The sequence below is a fragment of the Novimethylophilus kurashikiensis genome, assembly GCF_003112435.1.
Taxonomy (GTDB): Bacteria; Pseudomonadota; Gammaproteobacteria; order Burkholderiales; family Methylophilaceae; genus Novimethylophilus; species Novimethylophilus kurashikiensis.
This window is the reverse complement of record NZ_BDOQ01000019.1, coordinates 61,757-81,971: the sequence shown is the minus strand read 5'-3', so window position 1 is coordinate 81,971 and position 20,215 is coordinate 61,757. Positions and strand designations below refer to the sequence as shown.

At 55.4% G+C, this 20,215-nt stretch carries 22 protein-coding genes and 1 tRNA gene; 6 read left to right on the top strand and 17 right to left on the bottom strand.

The features are described from left to right. Positions 1-96 precede the first annotated feature (96 nt). The 5 genes from NMK_RS15560 to NMK_RS15540 all read right to left on the bottom strand — a co-directional run bounded on the left by NMK_RS15560 (position 97) and on the right by NMK_RS15540 (position 4,206). Entirely contained in the window at positions 97-819 is a 723-nt protein-coding gene (locus NMK_RS15560; protein ID WP_109016685.1) for an OmpW/AlkL family protein, read from the bottom strand. A gap of 192 nt (positions 820-1,011) precedes the next feature. Next, positions 1,012-1,920, bottom strand: a complete 909-nt coding sequence (gene cyoE / locus NMK_RS15555; protein WP_109016684.1) for a heme o synthase — start codon at positions 1,918-1,920, stop codon at positions 1,012-1,014. Next, on the bottom strand, positions 1,917-2,888 hold the full coding sequence (locus NMK_RS15550; RefSeq protein ID WP_109016874.1) for a COX15/CtaA family protein: 972 nt from the start codon (positions 2,886-2,888) through the stop codon (positions 1,917-1,919). Before NMK_RS15550 ends, cyoE begins: the two co-directional genes overlap by 4 nt. A 5-nt stretch (positions 2,889-2,893) precedes the next feature. Next, on the bottom strand, positions 2,894-3,475 hold the full coding sequence (locus tag NMK_RS15545; RefSeq protein WP_109016683.1) for an SCO family protein: 582 nt from the start codon (positions 3,473-3,475) through the stop codon (positions 2,894-2,896). Further along, complete coding sequence (locus tag NMK_RS15540; protein WP_181376313.1) at positions 3,472-4,206, bottom strand: SURF1 family protein; 735 nt, start codon at positions 4,204-4,206, stop codon at positions 3,472-3,474. The genes NMK_RS15545 and NMK_RS15540 overlap by 4 nt, the downstream gene beginning before the upstream one ends. Positions 4,207-4,256: 50 nt before the next feature. Between NMK_RS15540 and NMK_RS15535 the strand changes: the two genes are divergently transcribed. After that, entirely contained in the window at positions 4,257-4,460 is a 204-nt protein-coding gene (locus NMK_RS15535; RefSeq protein WP_109016681.1) for a twin transmembrane helix small protein, read from the top strand. 49 nt (positions 4,461-4,509) lie between these two features. Here the strand turns inward: NMK_RS15535 and NMK_RS15530 are convergent, their stop codons facing one another. The 6 genes from NMK_RS15530 to NMK_RS15505 form a co-directional block, all read right to left on the bottom strand. After that, positions 4,510-5,385 carry a cytochrome c oxidase subunit 3 gene (locus tag NMK_RS15530; protein WP_109016680.1) on the bottom strand — a complete coding sequence of 292 codons (876 nt, stop codon included), beginning with the start codon at positions 5,383-5,385 and terminating at the stop codon, positions 4,510-4,512. Positions 5,386-5,507: 122 nt separating this feature from the next. Continuing rightward, positions 5,508-6,044: a cytochrome c oxidase assembly protein gene (locus NMK_RS15525; protein ID WP_109016679.1), complete on the bottom strand. Its 537-nt coding sequence runs from the start codon at positions 6,042-6,044 to the stop codon at positions 5,508-5,510. Between the two features lie 141 nt (positions 6,045-6,185). After that, entirely contained in the window at positions 6,186-7,787 is a 1,602-nt protein-coding gene (gene ctaD, locus NMK_RS15520; RefSeq protein WP_109016678.1) for a cytochrome c oxidase subunit I, read from the bottom strand. Between the two features lie 25 nt (positions 7,788-7,812). Next, entirely contained in the window at positions 7,813-8,982 is a 1,170-nt protein-coding gene (gene coxB / locus NMK_RS15515; protein ID WP_109016677.1) for a cytochrome c oxidase subunit II, read from the bottom strand. A gap of 25 nt (positions 8,983-9,007) precedes the next feature. After that, positions 9,008-9,484, bottom strand: a complete 477-nt coding sequence (locus tag NMK_RS15510; RefSeq protein WP_181376312.1) for a DUF2244 domain-containing protein — start codon at positions 9,482-9,484, stop codon at positions 9,008-9,010. A gap of 162 nt (positions 9,485-9,646) precedes the next feature. Further along, positions 9,647-10,504 carry a PfkB family carbohydrate kinase gene (locus tag NMK_RS15505; protein WP_109016675.1) on the bottom strand — a complete coding sequence of 286 codons (858 nt, stop codon included), beginning with the start codon at positions 10,502-10,504 and terminating at the stop codon, positions 9,647-9,649. Positions 10,505-10,577: 73 nt separating this feature from the next. Between NMK_RS15505 and NMK_RS15500 the strand changes: the two genes are divergently transcribed. Together NMK_RS15500 and NMK_RS15495 are read left to right on the top strand one after the other, a co-directional pair. Further along, a complete protein-coding gene (locus NMK_RS15500; protein ID WP_181376311.1) occupies positions 10,578-11,504 on the top strand; it encodes a branched-chain amino acid transaminase in 927 nt (308 codons plus the stop codon). A 23-nt stretch (positions 11,505-11,527) separates the two neighbouring features. Beyond that, positions 11,528-11,719 (top strand): zinc-finger domain-containing protein, encoded by a 192-nt coding sequence (locus tag NMK_RS15495; RefSeq protein WP_109016674.1) that lies wholly within the window; start codon positions 11,528-11,530, stop codon positions 11,717-11,719. Here the strand turns inward: NMK_RS15495 and murI are convergent. Beyond that, entirely contained in the window at positions 11,716-12,549 is an 834-nt protein-coding gene (gene murI / locus NMK_RS15490; protein WP_109016673.1) for a glutamate racemase, read from the bottom strand. The genes NMK_RS15495 and murI overlap by 4 nt on opposite strands. Before the next feature lie 78 nt (positions 12,550-12,627). Next, on the bottom strand, positions 12,628-13,239 hold the full coding sequence (locus tag NMK_RS15485; protein WP_109016672.1) for a histidine phosphatase family protein: 612 nt from the start codon (positions 13,237-13,239) through the stop codon (positions 12,628-12,630). Positions 13,240-13,396: 157 nt separating this feature from the next. Here NMK_RS15485 and NMK_RS15480 point away from each other — a divergent pair, with 157 nt between their 5' ends. Next, the gene (locus NMK_RS15480; RefSeq protein ID WP_109016671.1) at positions 13,397-14,569 is read left to right on the top strand and encodes a GGDEF domain-containing protein; all 1,173 of its coding nucleotides are present in this window, start codon (positions 13,397-13,399) and stop codon (positions 14,567-14,569) included. Between the two features lie 91 nt (positions 14,570-14,660). On the opposite strand, the gene NMK_RS15475 is transcribed toward NMK_RS15480, so the two are convergent. Continuing rightward, positions 14,661-14,745, bottom strand: a tRNA-Leu gene (locus tag NMK_RS15475). 34 nt (positions 14,746-14,779) lie between these two features. On the opposite strand from NMK_RS15475, the gene queA reads away from it, so the two are divergent. Next, a complete protein-coding gene (queA, locus tag NMK_RS15470; RefSeq protein WP_109016670.1) occupies positions 14,780-15,808 on the top strand; it encodes a tRNA preQ1(34) S-adenosylmethionine ribosyltransferase-isomerase QueA in 1,029 nt (342 codons plus the stop codon). On the opposite strand, the gene NMK_RS15465 is transcribed toward queA, so the two are convergent. Continuing rightward, a complete protein-coding gene (locus NMK_RS15465; protein WP_109016669.1) occupies positions 15,772-16,872 on the bottom strand; it encodes a glycosyltransferase family protein in 1,101 nt (366 codons plus the stop codon). The two genes, queA and NMK_RS15465, sit on opposite strands and share 37 nt — an antisense overlap. 82 nt (positions 16,873-16,954) lie before the next feature. Between NMK_RS15465 and NMK_RS15460 the strand changes: the two genes are divergently transcribed. Further along, on the top strand, positions 16,955-17,839 hold the full coding sequence (locus NMK_RS15460) for a hypothetical protein (protein ID WP_109016668.1): 885 nt from the start codon (positions 16,955-16,957) through the stop codon (positions 17,837-17,839). A gap of 30 nt (positions 17,840-17,869) precedes the next feature. Here the strand turns inward: NMK_RS15460 and NMK_RS15455 are convergent, their stop codons facing one another. Both NMK_RS15455 and NMK_RS15450 read right to left on the bottom strand, forming a co-directional pair. Beyond that, complete coding sequence (locus tag NMK_RS15455; protein WP_109016667.1) at positions 17,870-18,484, bottom strand: lytic transglycosylase domain-containing protein; 615 nt, start codon at positions 18,482-18,484, stop codon at positions 17,870-17,872. After that, positions 18,472-20,172, bottom strand: coding sequence for a proline--tRNA ligase (locus NMK_RS15450; protein ID WP_109016666.1), 1,701 nt, complete (start codon positions 20,170-20,172; stop codon positions 18,472-18,474). Before NMK_RS15450 ends, NMK_RS15455 begins: the two co-directional genes overlap by 13 nt. Between the last annotated feature and the right edge of the window lie 43 nt (positions 20,173-20,215).

Here is a 20,215-nt window from a genome sequence, read left to right as displayed (position 1 = left end):
GCACTTTAGCACATCCCTTTTACCTCAAAAAAAGCCCCTTCCGATGTGGCCGGAAGGGGTAAGGCAACGTCAAGGAGATGCACCAGAAAAACACGTTTAGAACTTCTTACCGAAGCCGACGCTGACGACCCAGGGATCTACGTCGAGGCTGTCGATTTTGCGATATCCCACGGGCAAACCAGCTGCGCCTAGAGCGTTCAGCTTAACGTCGGTATCGAACCAAATCTTTTTGACATCAACGTTGATGAGCCACTTGTCTTGCAGGTTGTAGTCGAAGCCAGCTTGAATTGCAGGGCCCCACGCATTGCGATCAACCCGAATGGGCAAGTCACCAAGAGCCGTGCGAGCAGTCAAGCTGTTGTCCATCGCACGAACATAGCTCAGACCGGCACCGACATAAGGATCGAACGTTTGATCGGGCATGAAGTGCCATTGCAAGGTAAGGGTGGGGGGCAAGAGATTAACGCTACCCAGGCCACGCTTATTGAGAATGCCGCCGGAACCAGACACGCTAACATCGTGACGAGTACCAAGCGCCAGGATTAATTCTGCAGCAATGTTCTTGGTGATGTAGTAAGAAAAATCGAGCTCAGGAATGGTGTTGCTGTCAACGCGCAACTCAGCGTTATTGCTGCCATAAACCGTATTTGCGAGCGTAGTAGAGCCATAAACGTTGTTGGTCTGCTTACCCAGATCACTGCTCTCGTCCGGCGAAACATGAGTAGCACGCAGACGCACGACGATGTCACCAGCTTCAGCCATTGCCACTGCAGGCACAAATGCTGCAGCGATTGCCATTGCCACTAGAGTTTTTTTCATGTTCAAAGCTCCCTTGCCTTTAAAAAATATAAATGGATAAAAATGTATAACGGATATCAATATCTTGTTTAAGAATATTACTACATCAGTTTTTAAATGCAACTGAACAAAAGAATTAAACCTAAAGAATTAGGGGTGTTGTATCAAATATACAACACCCCTCAAAATCGGCGCCCCGCCTGGATTAGAAGCTTATAGCGGGAATTTCAGGTAGTGATCAAGAAGCAGTACTGCAAACAGCAAGGTGAGATAGATGATCGAAAAACGGAATGTACGCTTGGCCAGTTCGTCGCTGTACCGACGGTAAATCTGGATGGCGTATCCCATAAAGATGGCGTCCAGCACGAGCACGGAAACAAGATAAATTACACCGCACATTCCCGTGCCCATCGGCATCAAGGTGACAGCAACCAAGATGATGGTGTAGAGCAAGATGTGCAAGCGTGTGAACTCTTCCCCGTGTGTCACCGGCAACATGGGCAGTCCAGATTTTGCGTACTCATTACGGCGGTAAAGGGCTAATGCCCAGAAATGCGGAGGCGTCCAGGCAAAAATGATCAGGAACAGGATCAAGGAATCCGGCGAGACGGTATTGGTCAAGGCGGCCCAGCCCAGGATCGGCGGCATGGCACCTGAGGCGCCGCCAATGACGATATTGAGCGGGGTCGCGGGCTTAAGAAATATCGTGTAGATCACGGCATATCCGACGAAGGTGCCGAAGGTGAGCCACATGGTTAGCGGGTTAACGTACTGGTAAAGGATAGCCAACCCCATTAAACCAACCACAGTCGCAAACACCGCCGTCTGAATGGAACCGACTTGTCCTGTAGGTAAAGGACGGGCACGAGTTCTGGCCATGACGGCATCGATCTTCTGCTCGATCAAGCAGTTAAAGGCTGCTGCTGCACCTGAGGTTAGGGCGATGCCGATGGTTGCGGCTAGCACCAAGCCAAGAGGCGGCGCTTCCGGCGTTGCGAGAAACATCCCGATCAACGCGGTAAACACAATAAGCGCCGTCACGCGCGGCTTGCACATGAGGAAAAAGCTACGGCAATTGATGCTGAGCCGTTCAAGACCGGTGCTTAGGGTTACGCTCGTCATGATGCATCTCCTCGTATCGTTTTAGAATTAATCACTACCATCGTCGCCAAGAGCAAGGCTGCGCCAGCGTTGTGAGCTACAGCAATGGGCAATTGCAAGCTCAACAACACGTTGCTGATACCCAACGCCACTTGGATCGTAAGCAGGCCCAACAACAACCTTCCCCACGAACGCATTTGTTCTAGTACTAACAAGCGACTACCGAACCAACCTAGCGCCAAAAAGACTACCAAAGCACCCACTCGGTGTGTCATATGAATTGCAGTCAGCGCCTCCGATGAAAGTTGGGTTCCATCTGCGTTCAAGCCAAGTTCACGGATCAAATGAAAGGCTCTACCAAAATCCATCGCTGGCCAAAACGAGCCATGACATTCGGGAAATTCGGTACAAGCCAGAGCAGCATAATTGGAACTAGTCCAACCACCCAGTACGATCTGCCCCACCAGCAGCAGCAAGGCGAGAATACCCAGTCTCTTCACTCCTTCAGGCACACGGACAGGCTGACTTTCAAGAAGGCTGGCAAGCAGCATCAACAATGCCATGGTCGTCATTCCACCCAACAAATGCAGGCTAACGATCACAGGTTTGAGGAGCAGCGTCACCGTCCACATTCCCAATGCAGCCTGAAACAGCACCAGCCCCACCAGCACGGTTGGAATCACCGGCGTAACAGGCAGTCGACCTTTACCGCGCCAAGAAGCGATTGCAATCCCCCCGATCAGCAAACCTAATGTCCCCGCAAAATAACGATGAACCATTTCCTTCCAGGCCTTATGCGCTTCAAGCGGCTTTTGCGGAAATGCCTGCAAAGCAGCGTCGGCCTGCGGCACCGCCATATGGCCGTAACATCCAGGCCAATCGGGACAACCAAGGCCGGCATCAGAAAGCCTTACGAATGCGCCGAGGACAACTACACAGAGCGCCAGCGCCGCCGTCCCCAATACCAACCATCTGAATTTGGCCTGCATCCTAATTATCCCGCCCATGAATAAGACAATAATCGCATCAAATCCTTACGAATACCGTATGGATTGCTGTTCGGCGGATAGCTCATGACGAGATGTCCCAAGGGATCCACCAGATATATTCTTCTGCTGTCAGCCGCAGGTATGTGCGGTAGGTCGAACTGGGCGATGAGTGCGCGGGATTGTGGAAGGATGACCAAGTCCTGGTATTGATTTTCTATGTTTGCGATATCTGTCGGTAATGAATCGGAAATGAGCCAGACACGCTGTAAACGATCGATTTCTTTGCCTAGTGATGCGTGCAATTGGCGCAACATATGCAGATCGGCTCCGCAAGATCTTCCACACTCCTGCGCTGACACGTAGACTAAATGCCAATGCCCTTGCCAAGAGGCGGCATCAAACGATTGGTGCCCGGAAGTGCTCAATGAAGGGAAAGTGAGTTGGCGTGGCGGCTGAAATAATTCGCCATAGCTCTTGCCATCAGGCCGCCAATCGGTTGAATGCAACACGACAACAGCCAACACGGGTAAGACGAATACCATGACCAGCAACAATAACTGCAGCCGGCCTTTGCGCTGCGAATTCATGCCGGTTTTCTCCTGAAATTCACATAGACCCAAATGCAAGCCAGCGTAAAGGCAAAGCCCCACCACTGCCAGGCATAGCCGATGTTGGTCTCCACCCGTTCTGCCGGTTGTGGCCAATTGCGCACGAACCCGCCTTCGACATTGGAATCCAGTCTCACGACAAATGGCAGCACAGGGAAAGGCACACTAGCGGCATAGCGTTTGATATCCAGGTTTTGCCATAGCGCCGTCCAATCCTGAGATTGAAGCGGCGTCGCCAATTCGAAAAACTTGCTGGGCGGCACCCAAGCAGCCCCCGTGATTTGAATGGTCTCGGTCGGCACGCTCGGAATAGGAAGATGCGCACGATCCCCCATGGGAATCCATCCGCGGTCAACCAACACGACTGCCCCACCGCCATCGGGCATGAACGGCGTAATCACGTGATATCCGGCGGATTCATTTTCGACCTGATTGTCGAGCAAAATCTGATAGCGAGGATCGTAATGACCTGAAGCCGTTACATGGCGATAACGCCATGCTTCGATATCGGTGACCTTTGCAGGCAAGGCAACAGGAGGCTCGTGCAGTCGTGCAACATAGGCTGCCTGAAGGGTAAGTTTTTGCTGTGCTTTGTTGTATTGCCAAAAGCCCAGCTTCACCATGACGGCGATTGCCACAATAGCTGCAAGCGTAGGAATCAGTTGGGGTCGAAACTCGAAATTCACGTTGTGTTTTTTTCTAATTGCCAAGGGCATCACCGCCCCGCATAATCGGAAAACCTATATGCAAAGGACTGTTTATGCTGACTAAAATCGTCATTCTCGTCATGCTGGCACTGATTCTCGCCAGCCTGTTCTCTGCGTTGTTTTATATGATGAAAGACAAAGGCAAGGGTGAACGTACAGCCAAGGCTTTGACGCTCCGCATCTCGCTGTCTATCACGCTATTCATTCTGTTGCTGATTAGCTTCAAGCTAGGGCTGATCGGCCAGCCCCATCCTTGATTCACCAGCAGTAAATTAAAAAGGCGATGCAAATGCATCGCCTTTTTTGTCACAGCCAGTACACCAGAACAAACAGCAACAGCCAGACGACGTCCACGAAGTGCCAGTACCAGGCGACACCTTCGAAAGCGAAGTGATGATCGGAAGTGAAATGCCCCTTCATGCTACGCATCAGGATCACGATGAGCATGATGGTCCCCAGCGTTACGTGGAAGCCGTGGAAGCCTGTCAACATGAAGAATGTCGCACCGTAAGCGCCGGTACCCAAGGTCAAGCCCATTTCGGTGTAAGCGTGGTGATACTCGAACGCTTGCAGGCAGAGGAAGGCGATACCCAGCGCAACGGTCAGAAACAACCCGATGATGAGTTGCTGACGGTTGTTCTTTAGCAACCCCCAGTGCGCCCAAGTCACCGTTGCACCGGAAGTCAGCAGAATCAGCGTATTGATGGCGGGAATGCCCCAAGCCGACATCGGCGTGAATTTCGGTACTTCATAAGCATGGCCCAGCACCACCCCACCAGGTCCGGCAGACGGCCACGCATCGGTAAAGCTCTTGTACATGGTGAAGTCGTGGTCGAAACTGGCCAATTCGGGAATGGCAATACGCCGCATGAAGAACAACGCACCGAAGAAAGCCGCGAAGAACGCCACCTCTGAGGAGATGAATACGATCATGCCGATGCGGAAAGAGCGGTCCTCCCATTTGGAATACGCGCCCCCTTCGCTTTCGCCGATGATCCGGCCGAACCACCCGTAGAGCACATAAAGCACGCACAAGAAACCCAACAGCATCATCCAAACGCCCGGTGCGTAATGATTGATGTTGAAAATGAAGCCCGACGTCATCAACAGCAAGCCCGTCGACAGGATAAATGGATACGGACTCGGGTTCGGCACGTAATAGTGATGCGCTTCAGTCGCCATACTTACACTCCTCTACGGTGTTATATCAGTTATCGCTTGATCGGCCTCCCTGAAGCCGATCAGCCCTGTTGTTGTGTTGCTACCTGCTGCTCTCTCTTTCCTGATTCATTCCTGCGCCGCATTCATTTCACGGCGCTGTAAAACGCATACGACAGCGTGATCGTCTCAATCTGCTTGGGCAGATCCGGGCTCACGAAAAACGTCAACGGCATCTCTTTCGATTCCCCCGGCTTCAACGTTTGGCGCTGGAAACAGAAGCACTCGATTTTTTTAAAATACAGCGATGCCTGCCCCGGACTAACGCTAGGAATCGCTTGGCCGATCACCTCTTGATTGGCGATATTCTTCGCTACGTAAGTCGCCAGCTCGATCTGACCCGGGTGCACGCGAATGCTGGTCTGCTTGGGGTAGAACGTCCAAGCCAACCCCGGCATCACGTTGCTGGTGAACTCCACCGTCACCCACCGCGTGTTATCCACCTTCATAGATTTCGCGGCCTGCTCAGCAGAATTCCCCGTCTTGCCGTTAAACCCCGTCACCTGGCACATCACGTTGTACAACGGTACCAGCGCAATGGTGAACAAGATGGCTCCGGCAATCACCCACAGCAGCTTCTTGACCAGTTTCCGGTTGGCTAACGCCCTGTCCTCGGCATTCATCCGTGCAACACGACCAGCATGGACAACACATACCAAGCCAAAGCGACCGCACCGAGGACGATGGCCAGCTTGACGCTTGTCTTCTGTTGCTGCTGTTCGCTCATTCTTCAGGGCGGGCACTCACGTGCCTGCCATTCCTCGTTACTTGATGACAGGCTGCTCGGTAAAGCTGTGGTAAGGCGGCGGAGAAGACAAGGTCCACTCCAGCCCTTCCGCACCTTCCCAAGGCTTATCTGCCGCCTTTTCACCATGACCGCGAACGCAGCTCACGATGTTGTAGACGAACAGGAGCTGCGACAGCCCGAGCACAAAAGCCGAGATCGACGAAATCATGTTGAAATCGGCGAATTGCAGCGCATAGTCGGGAATCCGACGCGGCATACCGGCCAGGCCCAGAAAGAACTGCGGGATGAAGGTCATGTTGAAAGCGATGGCCGTCAGCCAGAAGTGCAGCTTACCCAGCTTCTCGTTATACATGCGCCCCGTCATCTTGGGCAGCCAAAAGTAAACACCAGCCATCACACCCATGATGCCGCCTGCGAACAAGGTGTAATGGAAGTGCGCCACCACGAAATAGGAGTGGTGATACTGCGCATCTGCAGCTACATCCGCCAACACCAGGCCAGTCAAGCCGCCAATACCGAACAGGATGATCCAGCCGGTGGCGAACAGCATGGGCGTCTCGAAGCTCATCGAGCCTTTCCACATATTGGCGATCCAGCAGAAAAACAGCACCGCCAGCGGCAACGAAATCGACATCGTGCTGTACATGAAATACAGCAGTGCCGGTACCGGCATACCCACTGTCAGGAAGTGGTGGGCCCAGACCACGACAGAGAGGATACCGATCGCCCAGAAGGAATACACCTGAGCTTTGTAGCCATAGACCGGCTTACGGGTGAAAGCCGAGAGGATATGAGGAATAAAGCCCCACACCGGCAGCAGTAAGATATAAACCTCAGGATGGCCGAAGAACCAGAACAAGTGCTGGAACAGGATCGGATCGCCACCGCCGGCCGCATCGAAGAAGTGCGTACCGAAGTGACGGTCGGTCAACAGCATGGTGACAGCACCGGCCAACACGGGGATCGTTGCAATCAGCAGGAAGGCGGTAATCAACCAGCCCCAGGCGAACAGTGGCATCTTCATCAACGTCATGCCAGGTGCGCGCATGTTGAATATCGTCACGATGATGTTGATGGATCCCAGTACCGAGGAAATCCCCAGAAGGTGGATCGAGAAGATGGCGAAGTCCACGCCCAGCCCGCCCTGTACCGAAAGCGGCGCATAGAGCGTCCATCCGGTTGCCACCGCGCCGTCACCGATGCCGAAGAGCGCAAGTGTGAACGGCAGCGTGAGTAGGATCGCTGCGGGCGGCAACAGCCAGAAGCCCCAGTTATTGAGGCGAGGCAATGCCATATCCGGCGCGCCCAGCTGGAGCGGCAACAGCCAATTGGCGAAGCCGGTCGCAGCCGGCATGAGTGCCGCGAAAATCATGACCAGCGCATGTACGCCGATGAGTTGGTTGAAGAATTCAGGCCGCATCAATTGCAAACCGGGTTTGAACAACTCGGCCCGTACGCCCAGAATCATCATGCCACCCACAAGGAACATGATGAGCGAGAACGTCAGGTACATGGTCCCGATGTCCTTGTGGTTGGTAGTAGTCAGCCAGCGCATGATCCCGGCGGGATGATGCTCGTGGTGATCGTCGTGCGCGTGTACGTCTGTTGCAGTTGTCATTTCACTCTCCTCAATGCCGCAAGTCTTAGCGCAAGGCCTTGACCTGCGCCGGTTGCACCATATCCCCCATGCTGTTGCCGAAGGAATTACGTTCGAAGGTCACCACCGACGCAATATCTACGTCGTTTAGGATGCCCTTCCACGCCGGCATGACGTTCTTGCCGTTGAATACGCGGTCGAGATGGCTGTCGGTCATAAGCTTGCCGTCTTTGTCGAAGATTGGCGCATTGATAATCTTGCTGCCAGCCAATGCCGGGAATGTGCCGGGAATACCCTTGCCGTCAGCCTGGTGGCACACCGCGCAGTTTTTCTCGTAAACCTCCTTGCCGTGAGCAATCAGGTCTTCCTTGCTCCACTGCTTGTCGGCACCGGCAGAGGCTGCTTCCAGCTCGGTTTTCTTGGCTTCTACCCACTTCTTGTAGTCAGCCTCCGACACCGCATTGACGACTACCGGCATGAAACCATGGCCCTTGCCGCAGAGCTCTTTGCACTGGCCTTTATAAGTCCCCGGCTCCTCGATCTTGATCCAGGTTTCACGCAGGAATCCGGGGATTGCGTCGCGCGCTGTACCGAACTGCGGTACCCACCACGTGTGGATTACGTCGTTGGCGGTAAGCAGCACGCGCACCTTCTTGCCGACCGGCAGCACCAGCGGATTATCGACCTCCAGCAGGTAGTCTGGATTCTTCTCCGCTTTGCCGTCGATTTCGTCCTGCGGCGTCTTAAGGTTGCTGACGTACTTGATACCCTTGGCGTCTCCGTCCATGTACTCGTACTGCCAGCGCCACTGCATTCCCGTGACCTTGAGCACCATGTCGGCGCCGTTCTTGGTGTCTTCCATCATCACGACACTGTGATAGGCCGGAATGCCCATCAGGATAAAGTCGATGTAGAGGAGGATAGCGAACGGAACGAGGGTCCAGATAACTTGCGACCGGGTGGTGGGCCCGGTGAATTGCGAGGGGGTGTGGCCTTTGCTCTTACGGTGATTGAAGATCGAATAGATCATGATCCCCAGCACCACAAGGAAGATCACCATGATGATGATCATGAACTTGTTGTGCACGTGCAGGGTGTCTTCCGCCATCGGCGTGACCGGCTTGGGGAAATTCCATCGCATTTCGGCATGTGCAGCCAGCGACCACAAGGCCAGCATCAACGCCGCCCCCGACTGTTGGTATTGCTTGAAGGCCATACTCACTCCCAGAAACGTTCCTCGGTTAAGAACCCGCTCCGGTCCGCTGTTTTAGCTGTTTTGCGAGAATCAAGCGCGCGTCGTTATTCAAATAGCGCCCGAATTCCACTTCTCTTCCATGCGAACGGAGCCACAATTGCCGATCACCGTCTGGGGTTTCCCGCAGTACTACACGTGCCCAGTAACGATGAAACACTACCCGGCTAATTTTTTTATAAATACGCTTTTCTACTGCAAGATCGTCGCCTGCAATTGTGAGACGCTCATAATCGTCCGAATGGCAATGGATGATGTAAAACGCCGCCCCAAGTGCGAGCAGCTCCAAACCGGCGAAGGGAAATACGAGCCATGCGCCAGCCAGAGTGAAACCTGTTGCAACACACAGCGAGAAGGATGCTATGGCGCCAAAAACGCCAAGCCTTTGATGCAGCGAGAGAGAACAGTTAGGCCTAGCTGTGATGCTGAAGTCTTCATCGCTCGTCGCTAGTACCTCACTGCCCACACCCGCGCCTCCTGTATTAACACCGCGCGCCGTGCGACAAATTGCCGCACGCCACGGAAATTAACATAGGGATTTTTTAACTGTCAACCAGAGGATTTTTATGAGATATCAACATCTTAATGTTGATTTATTGCAGCCTTCTCATTCGGCGGATATTTTACATTACTGGGCCAAGTGGAATCCAAAAAATCCACACTTTTTTCCAGCAAGTCGGCATCCTTGCTCGATTGCAGAGGAAAAACCCATATTATTGATCATGGCTGATAGCACACCAGCATTGAAGGTATCGCCTGCACCTAGGGTATCGATGATCTCTTTTGGCGGGTAAGCACAACTACTTGAAAGCATTCCCTTTCCATCGATACCGAATGCGCCAAACTCACCCCACGCCACCACCACCTCAGCCCCATCGGAAGCCGACCTCAACCACTGCAAGAAAGATTCCGGCGCATCGAAACCGCGCGATGCAGCAAATCCCTTGGAAGCGATTAGCAGCGAAGCGTAGCGAAATACTTCATCAATACCTTCTCGCGGCTTTTCGATTTCTATGGAGATGGGCAAATCCGGCCTGATCGCTTTTACTAGTGCCAGCATCTTGAGCAACTCCGGAACGTTACGTCCCTCGAAATGTACCCAGCCGAAAGAGCTCAAATCCACTGTCGCGAACTGCTCTGCCGTCAGTTCCGGCAAATCACGGTAATGCACAATGGTGCGACTATGAGGCGTGAGTTGGATACTCGAGGTGGGAGGACGTCCAGGAACTCTGGGGCAAACGGATGCATTGATGCCAAACCGGGCAAAATCATCCAGGATTACCGCCGTTTCAGGGACATCAGCCAATACGCCGACGAAACTGCAACGATGCCCCAACTGGGATAACACCACCGCCGTGTTCGACGCGTTACCACCCCGGCACATGCGTAGACCGTTTGCACGGACTTCCGCATCCTCGGAGGGATAACCGGAAAATTGAAAAACGATATCGAGCGTAGCCGTTCCAACCAGCAGAATTTGTGTCATAAACCCTTTCCCGCACTGCCAAAGCGAGGCAGTTACGTTTACAATTGAAACTTTTTAAGTTCGGAGAAACAAGATGTCGATGGCTGACCGTGATGGAGTGATCTGGTATGACGGCAAAATGGTGCCGTGGCGGGACGCTACCACTCACGTCCTGACCCATACCCTGCATTACGGCATGGGCGTGTTCGAAGGCGTTCGCGCCTACAAGACCGACAAAGGAACGGCCATCTTCCGTCTGCAGGAACACACCGATCGCCTCTTCCGCTCCGCCCACATCCTGGGCATGAAGATGCCGTTCGACAAGCAGACCATCGCCGAAGCCCAGAAAGCTGCCGTGCGCGAGAACAAGCTGGAATCCGGCTATCTGCGCCCCATGGCATTCTACGGTGCAGAAGCCATGGGCATCTCTGCCAAAACTCTTTCCACCCATGTCATCGTGGCGGCTTGGGCCTGGGGCGCCTACCTGGGCAAGGAAGCCCTGGAAAACGGCATTCGCGTGAAGACCTCTTCTTTCGCCCGCCATCACGTCAACATCACGATGTGCAAGGCCAAGGCTAACGGCAACTACATGAATTCCATCCTGGCACACCAGGAAGCGGCACAGGACGGCTACGACGAAGCCCTGCTGCTTGATGTGGACGGCTTTGTGGCCGAAGGCTCCGGCGAAAATGTCTTCATCGTACGCAAGGGCAAGCTGTTCACCCCCGACCTCACCAGTGCGCTGGAAGGCATCACCCGCGACACCATCGTCCAATTGGCCACCGAGATGGGCCTGGAAGTAGTGGAAAAGCGCATCACCCGCGACGAAGTGTATTCTGCCGACGAGGCCTTCTTCACCGGTACTGCCGCAGAAGTAACGCCTATCCGTGAACTGGACAACCGCCCCATTGGAGCCGGCAAGCGCGGTCCGATCACCGAGAAGCTACAGACCAAGTTCTTCGACGTGGTGATGGGCCGTTCTCCCGAGCACATGGGCTGGCTCACCCTGGTCGATCAATAACGCCAATATTGGGACATCGCAACATGGCCAACGACAATCGTGAATTCGAAGTTTCCGCTAAGGATCTGCCGCTTCATTGCCCTACGGACGAAGTGGCGCTCTGGTGCTCCCACCCGCGCGTATTCCTCGATTTCGGTGAGTCTGGCAAGGCCATGTGCCCTTATTGCGGAACCAAGTATCGACTGAAAGCCGGCGAAGTGGTGAAACACCACTAGCCGACAGGTGTAGGTTCTACCTGATCAGATTGATAAGCCGGCGGTAATGCTTCAACCACCGTCGGCATTCCCCATAGCATGCTCATGATTTCACGTGCCTGACCGATTTCCCCGCTGCTCCAAAAGGCCACATCGCCAAGTTCTTCCTGATTTATGCGCTGCAAACCGCTCTCCACTAAGCGCCGGCGGACTTGTCGAGCAACGGCTGCACCGGTATCGATAATCGCCACCCTGCCATCCGTCATTTCTTCGATAAGCGGCTTGAGAAAAGGATAGTGGGTACAACCCAAGACCAACGTATCGGCGCCTTCAGCCAACAAAGGCTGCACATAGCCCCATAGCAGGTCGCGTGTAGCCGAGGTATCCATCATCCCTCGCTCGACGCATTCAACCAGCCCATGACCGCTCTGCGTGGTGACGCGCACGCCTTGCCCGTAATGCTCAAGCAAAGCCGCGAATTGAGCACTCTTCAACGTCCCGCTCGTCGCCAGCACACCCACCACCCCACTACGCGTTGCAGCAACAGCTGGCTTGACCGCAGGCTCCATGGCAATGATCGGCAAAGCAAACTTACCGCGCAGCATTTCTGCCGCAGCTGCCGTGGCAGTATTGCAGGCGATCACCAAAGCCTTGGCACCCTGATTCACAAGAAACTCAGCCAACTTCAGCGTCCTAGCCCGGATCTCTCGCGGCGTTTTGACGCCGTAAGGCGCATAGGCCGAATCCGCGACATACAAAAGGTGCTCTGCCGGCAATTCTTCGCGGATATGTCTGAGTACCGACAAGCCGCCGACACCGGAATCAAAAACGCCTATGGGATTGGAGTTCATCGGAGTTATTGCAGAATTTGAGCGTTAGAAGACGATGGAGCGGAAGGGTAACACGATTGCAAAGTGCTCCCAAACGCGTTACAGCTTACCGTCATGAAATACCAGGCTGGCGAGCATCTCATCGTCCCACCGCTCGACCTTGAGCCGAGTCAGCGCGGCGTTTCCTACCTCGATACGATAAATATTTGCCAAGGGCAGGCCCAAGGCATGGGCCATCAACATTCGTATGACTCCAGCATGCACTACGACCAGCACATGCTGCCCGACATGTCGATCCAACATGGTACCCCATGCCTCCCCGACTCGGTCATGTAGCGCCGATAAAGCTTCCGCGCCTTCCGGCGCCGCTTCGATCGGATCGCGCTTAAACCGGAATAGGCGTTGCGGATCCTCGGCACAAATCTCGCTCGGCAGCCTGCCCTCCCACACACCGAATCCGCCTTCCTTCAAGCGCTCATCGACATAGACATCCACGCCCAACCGCTCGCCCAAAGCCTGTGCAAATTCGGAACATCGCAGCAAGGGTGAGGAATAAATGGCATTCCAGCCGTCAAAGGCTCCCACAGCACTCCACATCTGCTGCCATCCTTTTTCAGATAACGGGTCATCAAGATGCCCGCGGTACTTGCGTCCGCCAACAGGTTCGCCGTGACGAATCAGATCGACAATGGTAGATTTAGAGTTATTCAATGTTTTCAAACCAATACACTTGAATCAAATAGCACTTTAGACATGCGAGAGCATTCCTGCCAGAATTTATCAGAATAAAGGATGATAAACTCCACATATTAACTTAACTTTTACATACATCTTAAATGCCTGTGTTGATCGAGAGGGACACAGAAACATGCTGACCGATGCCTTGAAGCGTCTATGGCTACGCGCCTGGTCGCTCGTGCTGATGGAGATGACGAGCCAGGAAATCGGTTGGCTGCTGCGCCCACGCGATCACATGTCCCTGCTGACCAGTCGCCGCACCACCATCATCGTTACCCGCGTCCGCCTCATGGCCGGATTGTTCGCGCTCTTTACCCCACTCTGGATCGTCGCCGACGTCTTCGCTTTTCAGCCCGAAGTATGGCATGGACTAGCGGCAGCTAGGCTCGGCGCCACCATTGCCTTTGTGCTGATCCTGGTTGCAGCTCGACGCATGGATACCATACAAAATGCCTATCGCGCGCTCGCCATGCTGTTCGCCATCCCCATGCTGTTCTTTCTTTTTACCTACCAGCACATGGCGCATTTCGAGATGCACGGGTTTGAAGCCGCTTTCAGTACGGGTTATGCGTTCCTACCGTTCGTCGTTGTGGCGGGCCTTTCCATCTTTCCGCTGACCTTGGCGGAATGTCTGGCATTCGCAGGCCCCATCCTCGCTTTTCAATCGCTCGCCGCCGTCATGCGCTGGCCGGTACTCGACTGGCCAACAGTCGCAGCCTCGCTATGGCTGTTGATCCTCATCACCGCAGTATCGGCCCTGGCCGGACTTTCCCAATTAGCCTTCATGATCGTACTGGTGCGTGAAAACATCCGGGACAGTATGACAGGCTGCTTCTCTCGCCCCAGCGGCGAAGAACTCATCGACCTGCAATTCACACTTGCACGTCGCAGCGGCATGGCGCTCTCCCTCGCATTCCTGGACCTCGACCACTTCAAGGAAATCAACGACCGCTACGGACACGACGCTGGAGACGAAGTGCTCATCAAGACCAGCACCACCATCCGAAACAGGATGCGTATGGGCGACATGCTGGTACGTTGGGGCGGGGAAGAATTCCTGCTCGTCATGCCCAATACCGACCGGCTGCAAGCATTGACCGCCCTGGAGCGACTCACCGAGCAAGGCCTGGGGTTGCGCCCTAACGGCACGCCAGTCACCGCCAGTATCGGGTTGGCGGAAATCTCCACCGACGACAGCCTGAACTGGAAAGAACTCGTCGAAATCGCCGACAAGCGCATGTATCGTGCAAAAACCTCAGGCAGAAACCGCATCGTTGCGGACGACATGCCACTGAATCTTTAAAAAGCACTACGAGAGGTCATCAGCTTAAGAAAGCAGAAACGCGGCACACCCGCGTTTGCTACTCATTGATTTTGAATATAAAATTCAAATCTGGTGCCGGGAGGGGGACTCGAACCCCCACACCTTGCGGCGGCGGATTTTGAGTCCGCTGCGTCTACCAATTCCGCCATCCCGGCTTGGGAGGCAGCATTATAACGAACTGACCCGATTTTGCGAACAGAAGATTTCAATTTTTATCTCCCCGAAGACCTGATTGCCCAATTTCCCGCTCCTGAACGTCGTGCAAGCCGATTGCTGCGGCTGGACGGCAACAGCGGCGCACTGTCCGATGCATGGTTCAAGGACTTGCCGAACATGCTCGTGCCGGGAGATTTGCTAATTTTCAACGATACGCGCGTCATCAAGGCGCGTTTGCTCGGCCAGAAGGAAAGCGGCGGCAAGGTCGAAGCCCTGATCGAGCGCATTCTCGATGAACACGAGGCCTTGGCCCATGTACGTGCATCCCATGCTCCCAAACCAGGGCAGCGCCTGATATTTGCAGATGCGGTCGAGGCGGAAATGGTCGAACGCCAAGGGGATTTGTTCCGGCTCCGCTTTCTTGGCGAAAAGCCCTTGTTGGACCTGCTGGACGAATATGGCGCCCTGCCCTTGCCGCCCTACATCCAGCACAACCCGGACGAGTTTGACGAGAACCGCTACCAGACCGTCTACGCCCGCGAACCAGGCGCCGTTGCGGCGCCGACGGCGGGCTTGCATTTCGACGACGCCATGCTGGAGGAACTTAAAAATCAGGGGATTGGCATCGCCCATGTCACGTTGCATGTAGGTGCCGGGACGTTCCAACCGGTGCGGGTAGATAACATCGCCGAACACCGTATGCATAGCGAGCGTTACAACGTCCCTCAGGCCACGGTGGATGCCATTGAGGCGACGCGCGCCGCAGGAAGGACTGTGACCGCTGTCGGCACGACGGCCATGCGCGCCCTGGAGAGTGCCGCACGCGACGGGCAGTTGAAGGCGGGGAGCGGAGAAACGGATATTTTCATTACGCCGGGTTACCAATTTCAGGTGGTCGAGCGTCTGCTCACGAACTTCCACCTGCCCAAGAGCACCCTGCTGATGCTGGTATCCGCTTTCGCCGGCGTCGAGAATATCCGCGAGGCTTATCGCCACGCCGTGGAGCAGCGTTATCGCTTTTTCAGCTACGGCGATGCGATGCTGATCGAACGCAAAAGATAACGCGCTGCCTCGTCGATGCCTGTCGGGGCGATGGGCGGTTTAACGGGTTTTGCCAGCAAGTCTTCTAGCGACTGTTGAAAACGGCCGGTTTCGAACGCCTCCCGCGAAATCTCCTGACACCGCCCAACTTGCTCCAGCCACGAAACCAGACACGGCTCTTCCGGCCAGTCCTTACGGCTCACGTAGAGCACGGCGACGCCGTTGCAAGCCGCCTCGGTAAAGCTACCGTAGCCCGGCTTGCAGAGCATGGCGTCGCAACTCGCCAGTAGATCGGTGAAGTCCATGCCCAACTCGGCCAAGCTCGAAACGTCCTCACGCGGCAACGCCCACTCTGGCGACACCAGCCAGCGCACGCTGGGGATCGACGGCCAACTAGCCATTGGCGAGTCCGTGGCAATACCGCCCATGCTCACCAGCACCAGCTTGTCGCGTGGATTCAACCTCAATCGCTGCGCAATCTCTTTGCGACGGTTTACCCCCATCCTGGCAATCGGCCCAATCGGCTTCACATTGGGCAGCGTTCCCATCGTCATGCCGGGTGTAATGCGCAGAAATCGATCAGCAGCAACATAAGCTTCGCGCATCTCAGCGAGCACCGCCTCGGCCCCCGGCATAGCGCCGCAATAATGCTGGAAGATATCAATCCAGTTGAGCGAACACATGGCCGCGCACGCGATATCGGCTTTTCGGGCAGCAGCCAACGGAAGATACGACACATTGGTGAGAACGAAATCGGGGTCAAGCGCCGTGATCCGATTTGCCTCTGCATTCACCTTCTGTGACCAATCGCGATGAAATTCCTGGTATGCCTCCAGACTTTCTTTCGGCAGCACGTCCAGGGCCGATTCCATCTTCATGCCGAAATCCACGGCTTCCGAGATATGCTCGAAATCGCCGTGTATCCGCGAATGAAGATGTGCGGCAGGCACCGCAGAAATAATGGTCAGCCGAAGTTTAGGCGCCAGTTCGCACAGGCGATTAATCACCGGCGCAGCCTGGGCGGCATGACCGAAACCGTGCCCGGAAATATAAACCAACAGATAAGGAACAGAATCGGCTTTCATGAGGTCTTTAGATGAGTCTTTACAGGGCCGGCTTTTTTCTTACAATGGCCGGCTACCAAGCGCTTCAAGAGGGATACAGTACATGCAGATCAAACTATTCATCGCCGCAGGCCTGCTGCTCGGCATCGCACCATGGGCGCATTCGGCCGTACTGCCCGAGGCGGCCGATACCATGAAGATCGTCCTCGCAAAAAAACCGACGACCCGCCCCATGGGCGTTGCTTACGTGCCGGATTATAAACGCTACTATATTGCCGACGGCGGCCTGGGCGGTGTGGACGAAAACGGCGGGGTGCCCACGCCCAAGTCCGAAGTGCATGCCTTCGGCGCCGACGGCGTGTATTTGCAATCAGGAAAACCAGGCCTGGATAGCCGTTCGCTTTACTACAACCCCAACAGCCGCAAGCTGGAGGCTATCACCTACAACATTTCCAGCGATGCAGGGTTCACGCCCAATGCCGGAGTATTCTCCGTCGTGCTGGATGACAAAGGCGCATTGGTGAGCGACCGCGACCAGGTCGGCAACTACAATCCGGCCTTTGGCGAAGCCGGCACCATGCCTAGCTATGATCCCGCCGGAAACCGCTATTTCGCCAAGCAGGCACGCAGCAATAAAGTATTGGTGGTGAAACTGGAGAGCCGCGAGAAGATCGCGGAAATCAACCTGGACCTGAACGCCGCCGGCGTTCAATTCGACGACATCAGCGACCACTACGTCGCATGGACAGGCATTCCATCGGAGGAACTGGCCGTGCTGGACGTGGACCATAAAGCCATCCTGGTATTCGACCAGAACGGCAAGTTCGTCGGCCGCAGTGCCCTACCTGCCGGGATCAAGCTGCGCGCCCAGAACCACTACAACGGCTTGGGCTACGCCAACGGCATGTTCTTCGTATATAGCGAGACTGAAGGGGAATTTGGCACCTATCACGGCTACCGGATTTCGGACCAGGCCAAGAGCGAATAACCGCTCACGATCCAAATAAAAAACGCCGCTTCAAAGCGGCGTTTTTGCTTGGGCCAGCGTACCGACCTGTCGATAACTCCAGTTGTTGCGCCAGGCGTTGACGACCATGGTGGGGTATTCCGGCTGGCCTAGGCTACCGTTATAACGGCCCAGCGCGCGGTAGAGGTCGCCTTTTTCGATGTCGAGATAATGGCGGAGGATGGTGCAGCCGTAGCGCAGGTTGATGCGCAGGTGAAACAGGTTTTGCTCCGGCGTGCCGATCTGGCGGACCCAGAACGGCATCACCTGCATGAATCCTCGAGCACCGACGGTAGAAACCGCATACTTCTTGAAGCCGCTTTCCACCTGGATCAAGCCTAGCACCAATTGAGGATCGAGTCCGGCACGGGTAGCCTCGTAATGCACAGTCTTGAGGAAATCGACGCGGAACTCCTTGTCAGGGATCCGTTTCTCCAGGCGACGGGACATTTCCGCCAGCCAGGCATACCCTTCGGTTTCGGAATCGAATACCAATCGCGGCGGCGCGCTGTCGGAGACGGTTTTCTGCATCACCGCACGCACGCTAGCTGACAGCGGCTCTTCCCGCTGCGCACCGGCCAGCGCCAGGGCCGGCCAGAGCAACAAGACCAGAATCAGGCGAGACATGCTTCCTTGAGGAAGTTTTGGACTTCCGCCAACGCAACCGTTTGCATTTCACCTCCCTTGCGGGCCTGGTACTCGACTTGACCTTCCTTGAGCCCGCGTTCGCCTATCGTAATCCGGTGCGGGATACCGATCAACTCGAGGTCGGCAAACATCACGCCAGGCCGCTCGCCGCGGTCGTCCAACAGTACGTCGAAACCGGCGTTCTGCAGTTCGTCGTGCAGCTTGACGGCAGCCTCACGCACGGTTTCGCTGCGATCGAAGCCAATCGCTGCGATAGCGACCTGGAACGGCGCGATGGCTTCGGGAAAGATGATGCCGCGGTCGTCGTTGCCCTGCTCAATGGCCGCGCCAACGATGCGGGACACGCCAATGCCGTAACAACCCATTTCCATGACCTGGTGCTGACCGTTTTCGTCGAGATAGGTGGCTTCCATCGCCTGGGAGTATTTATTGCCGAGTTGGAAAATATGGCCGACTTCGATGCCGCGGCAGATTTCCAGCGCACCCTTTCCGTCGGGGCTGGGGTCGCCGGCAACGGCATTGCGAATGTCTGCCACTTGAGTGGGTAACGGCAGATCGCGGCCGAAATTGACACCGGCCAGGTGGTAGCCTTCGTCGTTGGCACCGCAGACGAAATCGCTCATGGCCGTGACGGCACGGTCGGCGATGATATTGACGCTAACCCCCACCGGCCCGATGTAGCCGGCCTTGCCGCCCATGTGGCGCTCGATTTCTTCCGGCGTGGCAAACCGGAACGGATCGAGAATTTTTTGCAGCTTGATCTCGTTGAGCTCATGGTCCCCGCGCAGCAGCAGCAGCGAGAACGCGTCGTTGTGCATCACCGCCAACGCCTTCAAGGTTTGCTGCGGCGTCACCTTGAGGAAATCGCACAGCTGCTCAATGGTCTTGGCGCCTGGAGTATGCACCTTTTGCATGGCTTGCGCAGGCTCTGCGCGCGGCGTGGTCGGTGCCAGCGCTTCCGCCAGTTCGACGTTGGCGGCGTAGTCGGAATCCGGGCAGAACGCGATAGCGTCTTCACCGGAATCGGCCAGCACGTGGAACTCATGCGAACCGGTGCCGCCGATGGCACCGGTATCGGCACGCACGGCGCGGAATTGCAGTCCCAGACGCGTGAAGATGTTGGAGTAGGTCTGGTACATCACCTCGTAGGTCTGCTCCAGAGAAGCCTTGTCGGTGTGGAAGGAATAGGCATCCTTCATGACGAACTCACGCGCACGCATTACGCCGAATCGAGGACGGATCTCGTCGCGGAACTTGGTCTGGATCTGGTAGAAATTGAGCGGCAGCTGCTTGTAGCTGCGAATTTCCTTGCGAGCGATATCGGTGATGACTTCCTCATGGGTGGGGCCAAAGCAGAAATCGCGCTCGTGGCGGTCCTTGATCTTCAGCATCTGCGGGCCGAAGACTTCCCAGCGGCCGGTTTCCTGCCACAACTCGGCGGGTGTCACTGCGGGCATCAGCAGCTCCAGCGCGCCGGCCTTGTTCATTTCCTCGCGCACAATGGCTTCCACCTTGCGCAGCACCCGCAGGCCCAGCGGCATCCAGTTGTAGAGACCTGAACCCAAGCGGCGGATCAAGCCGGCGCGGAGCATCAGGCGATGCGAGGCGAGCTCGGCTTCTGCCGGGGCTTCTTTGAGGGTGGAAAGGAAAAACTGGCTGACGCGCATGAGAATGGCTTTCTGACGTTCGGTTAAGGCGCGGAATTTTATA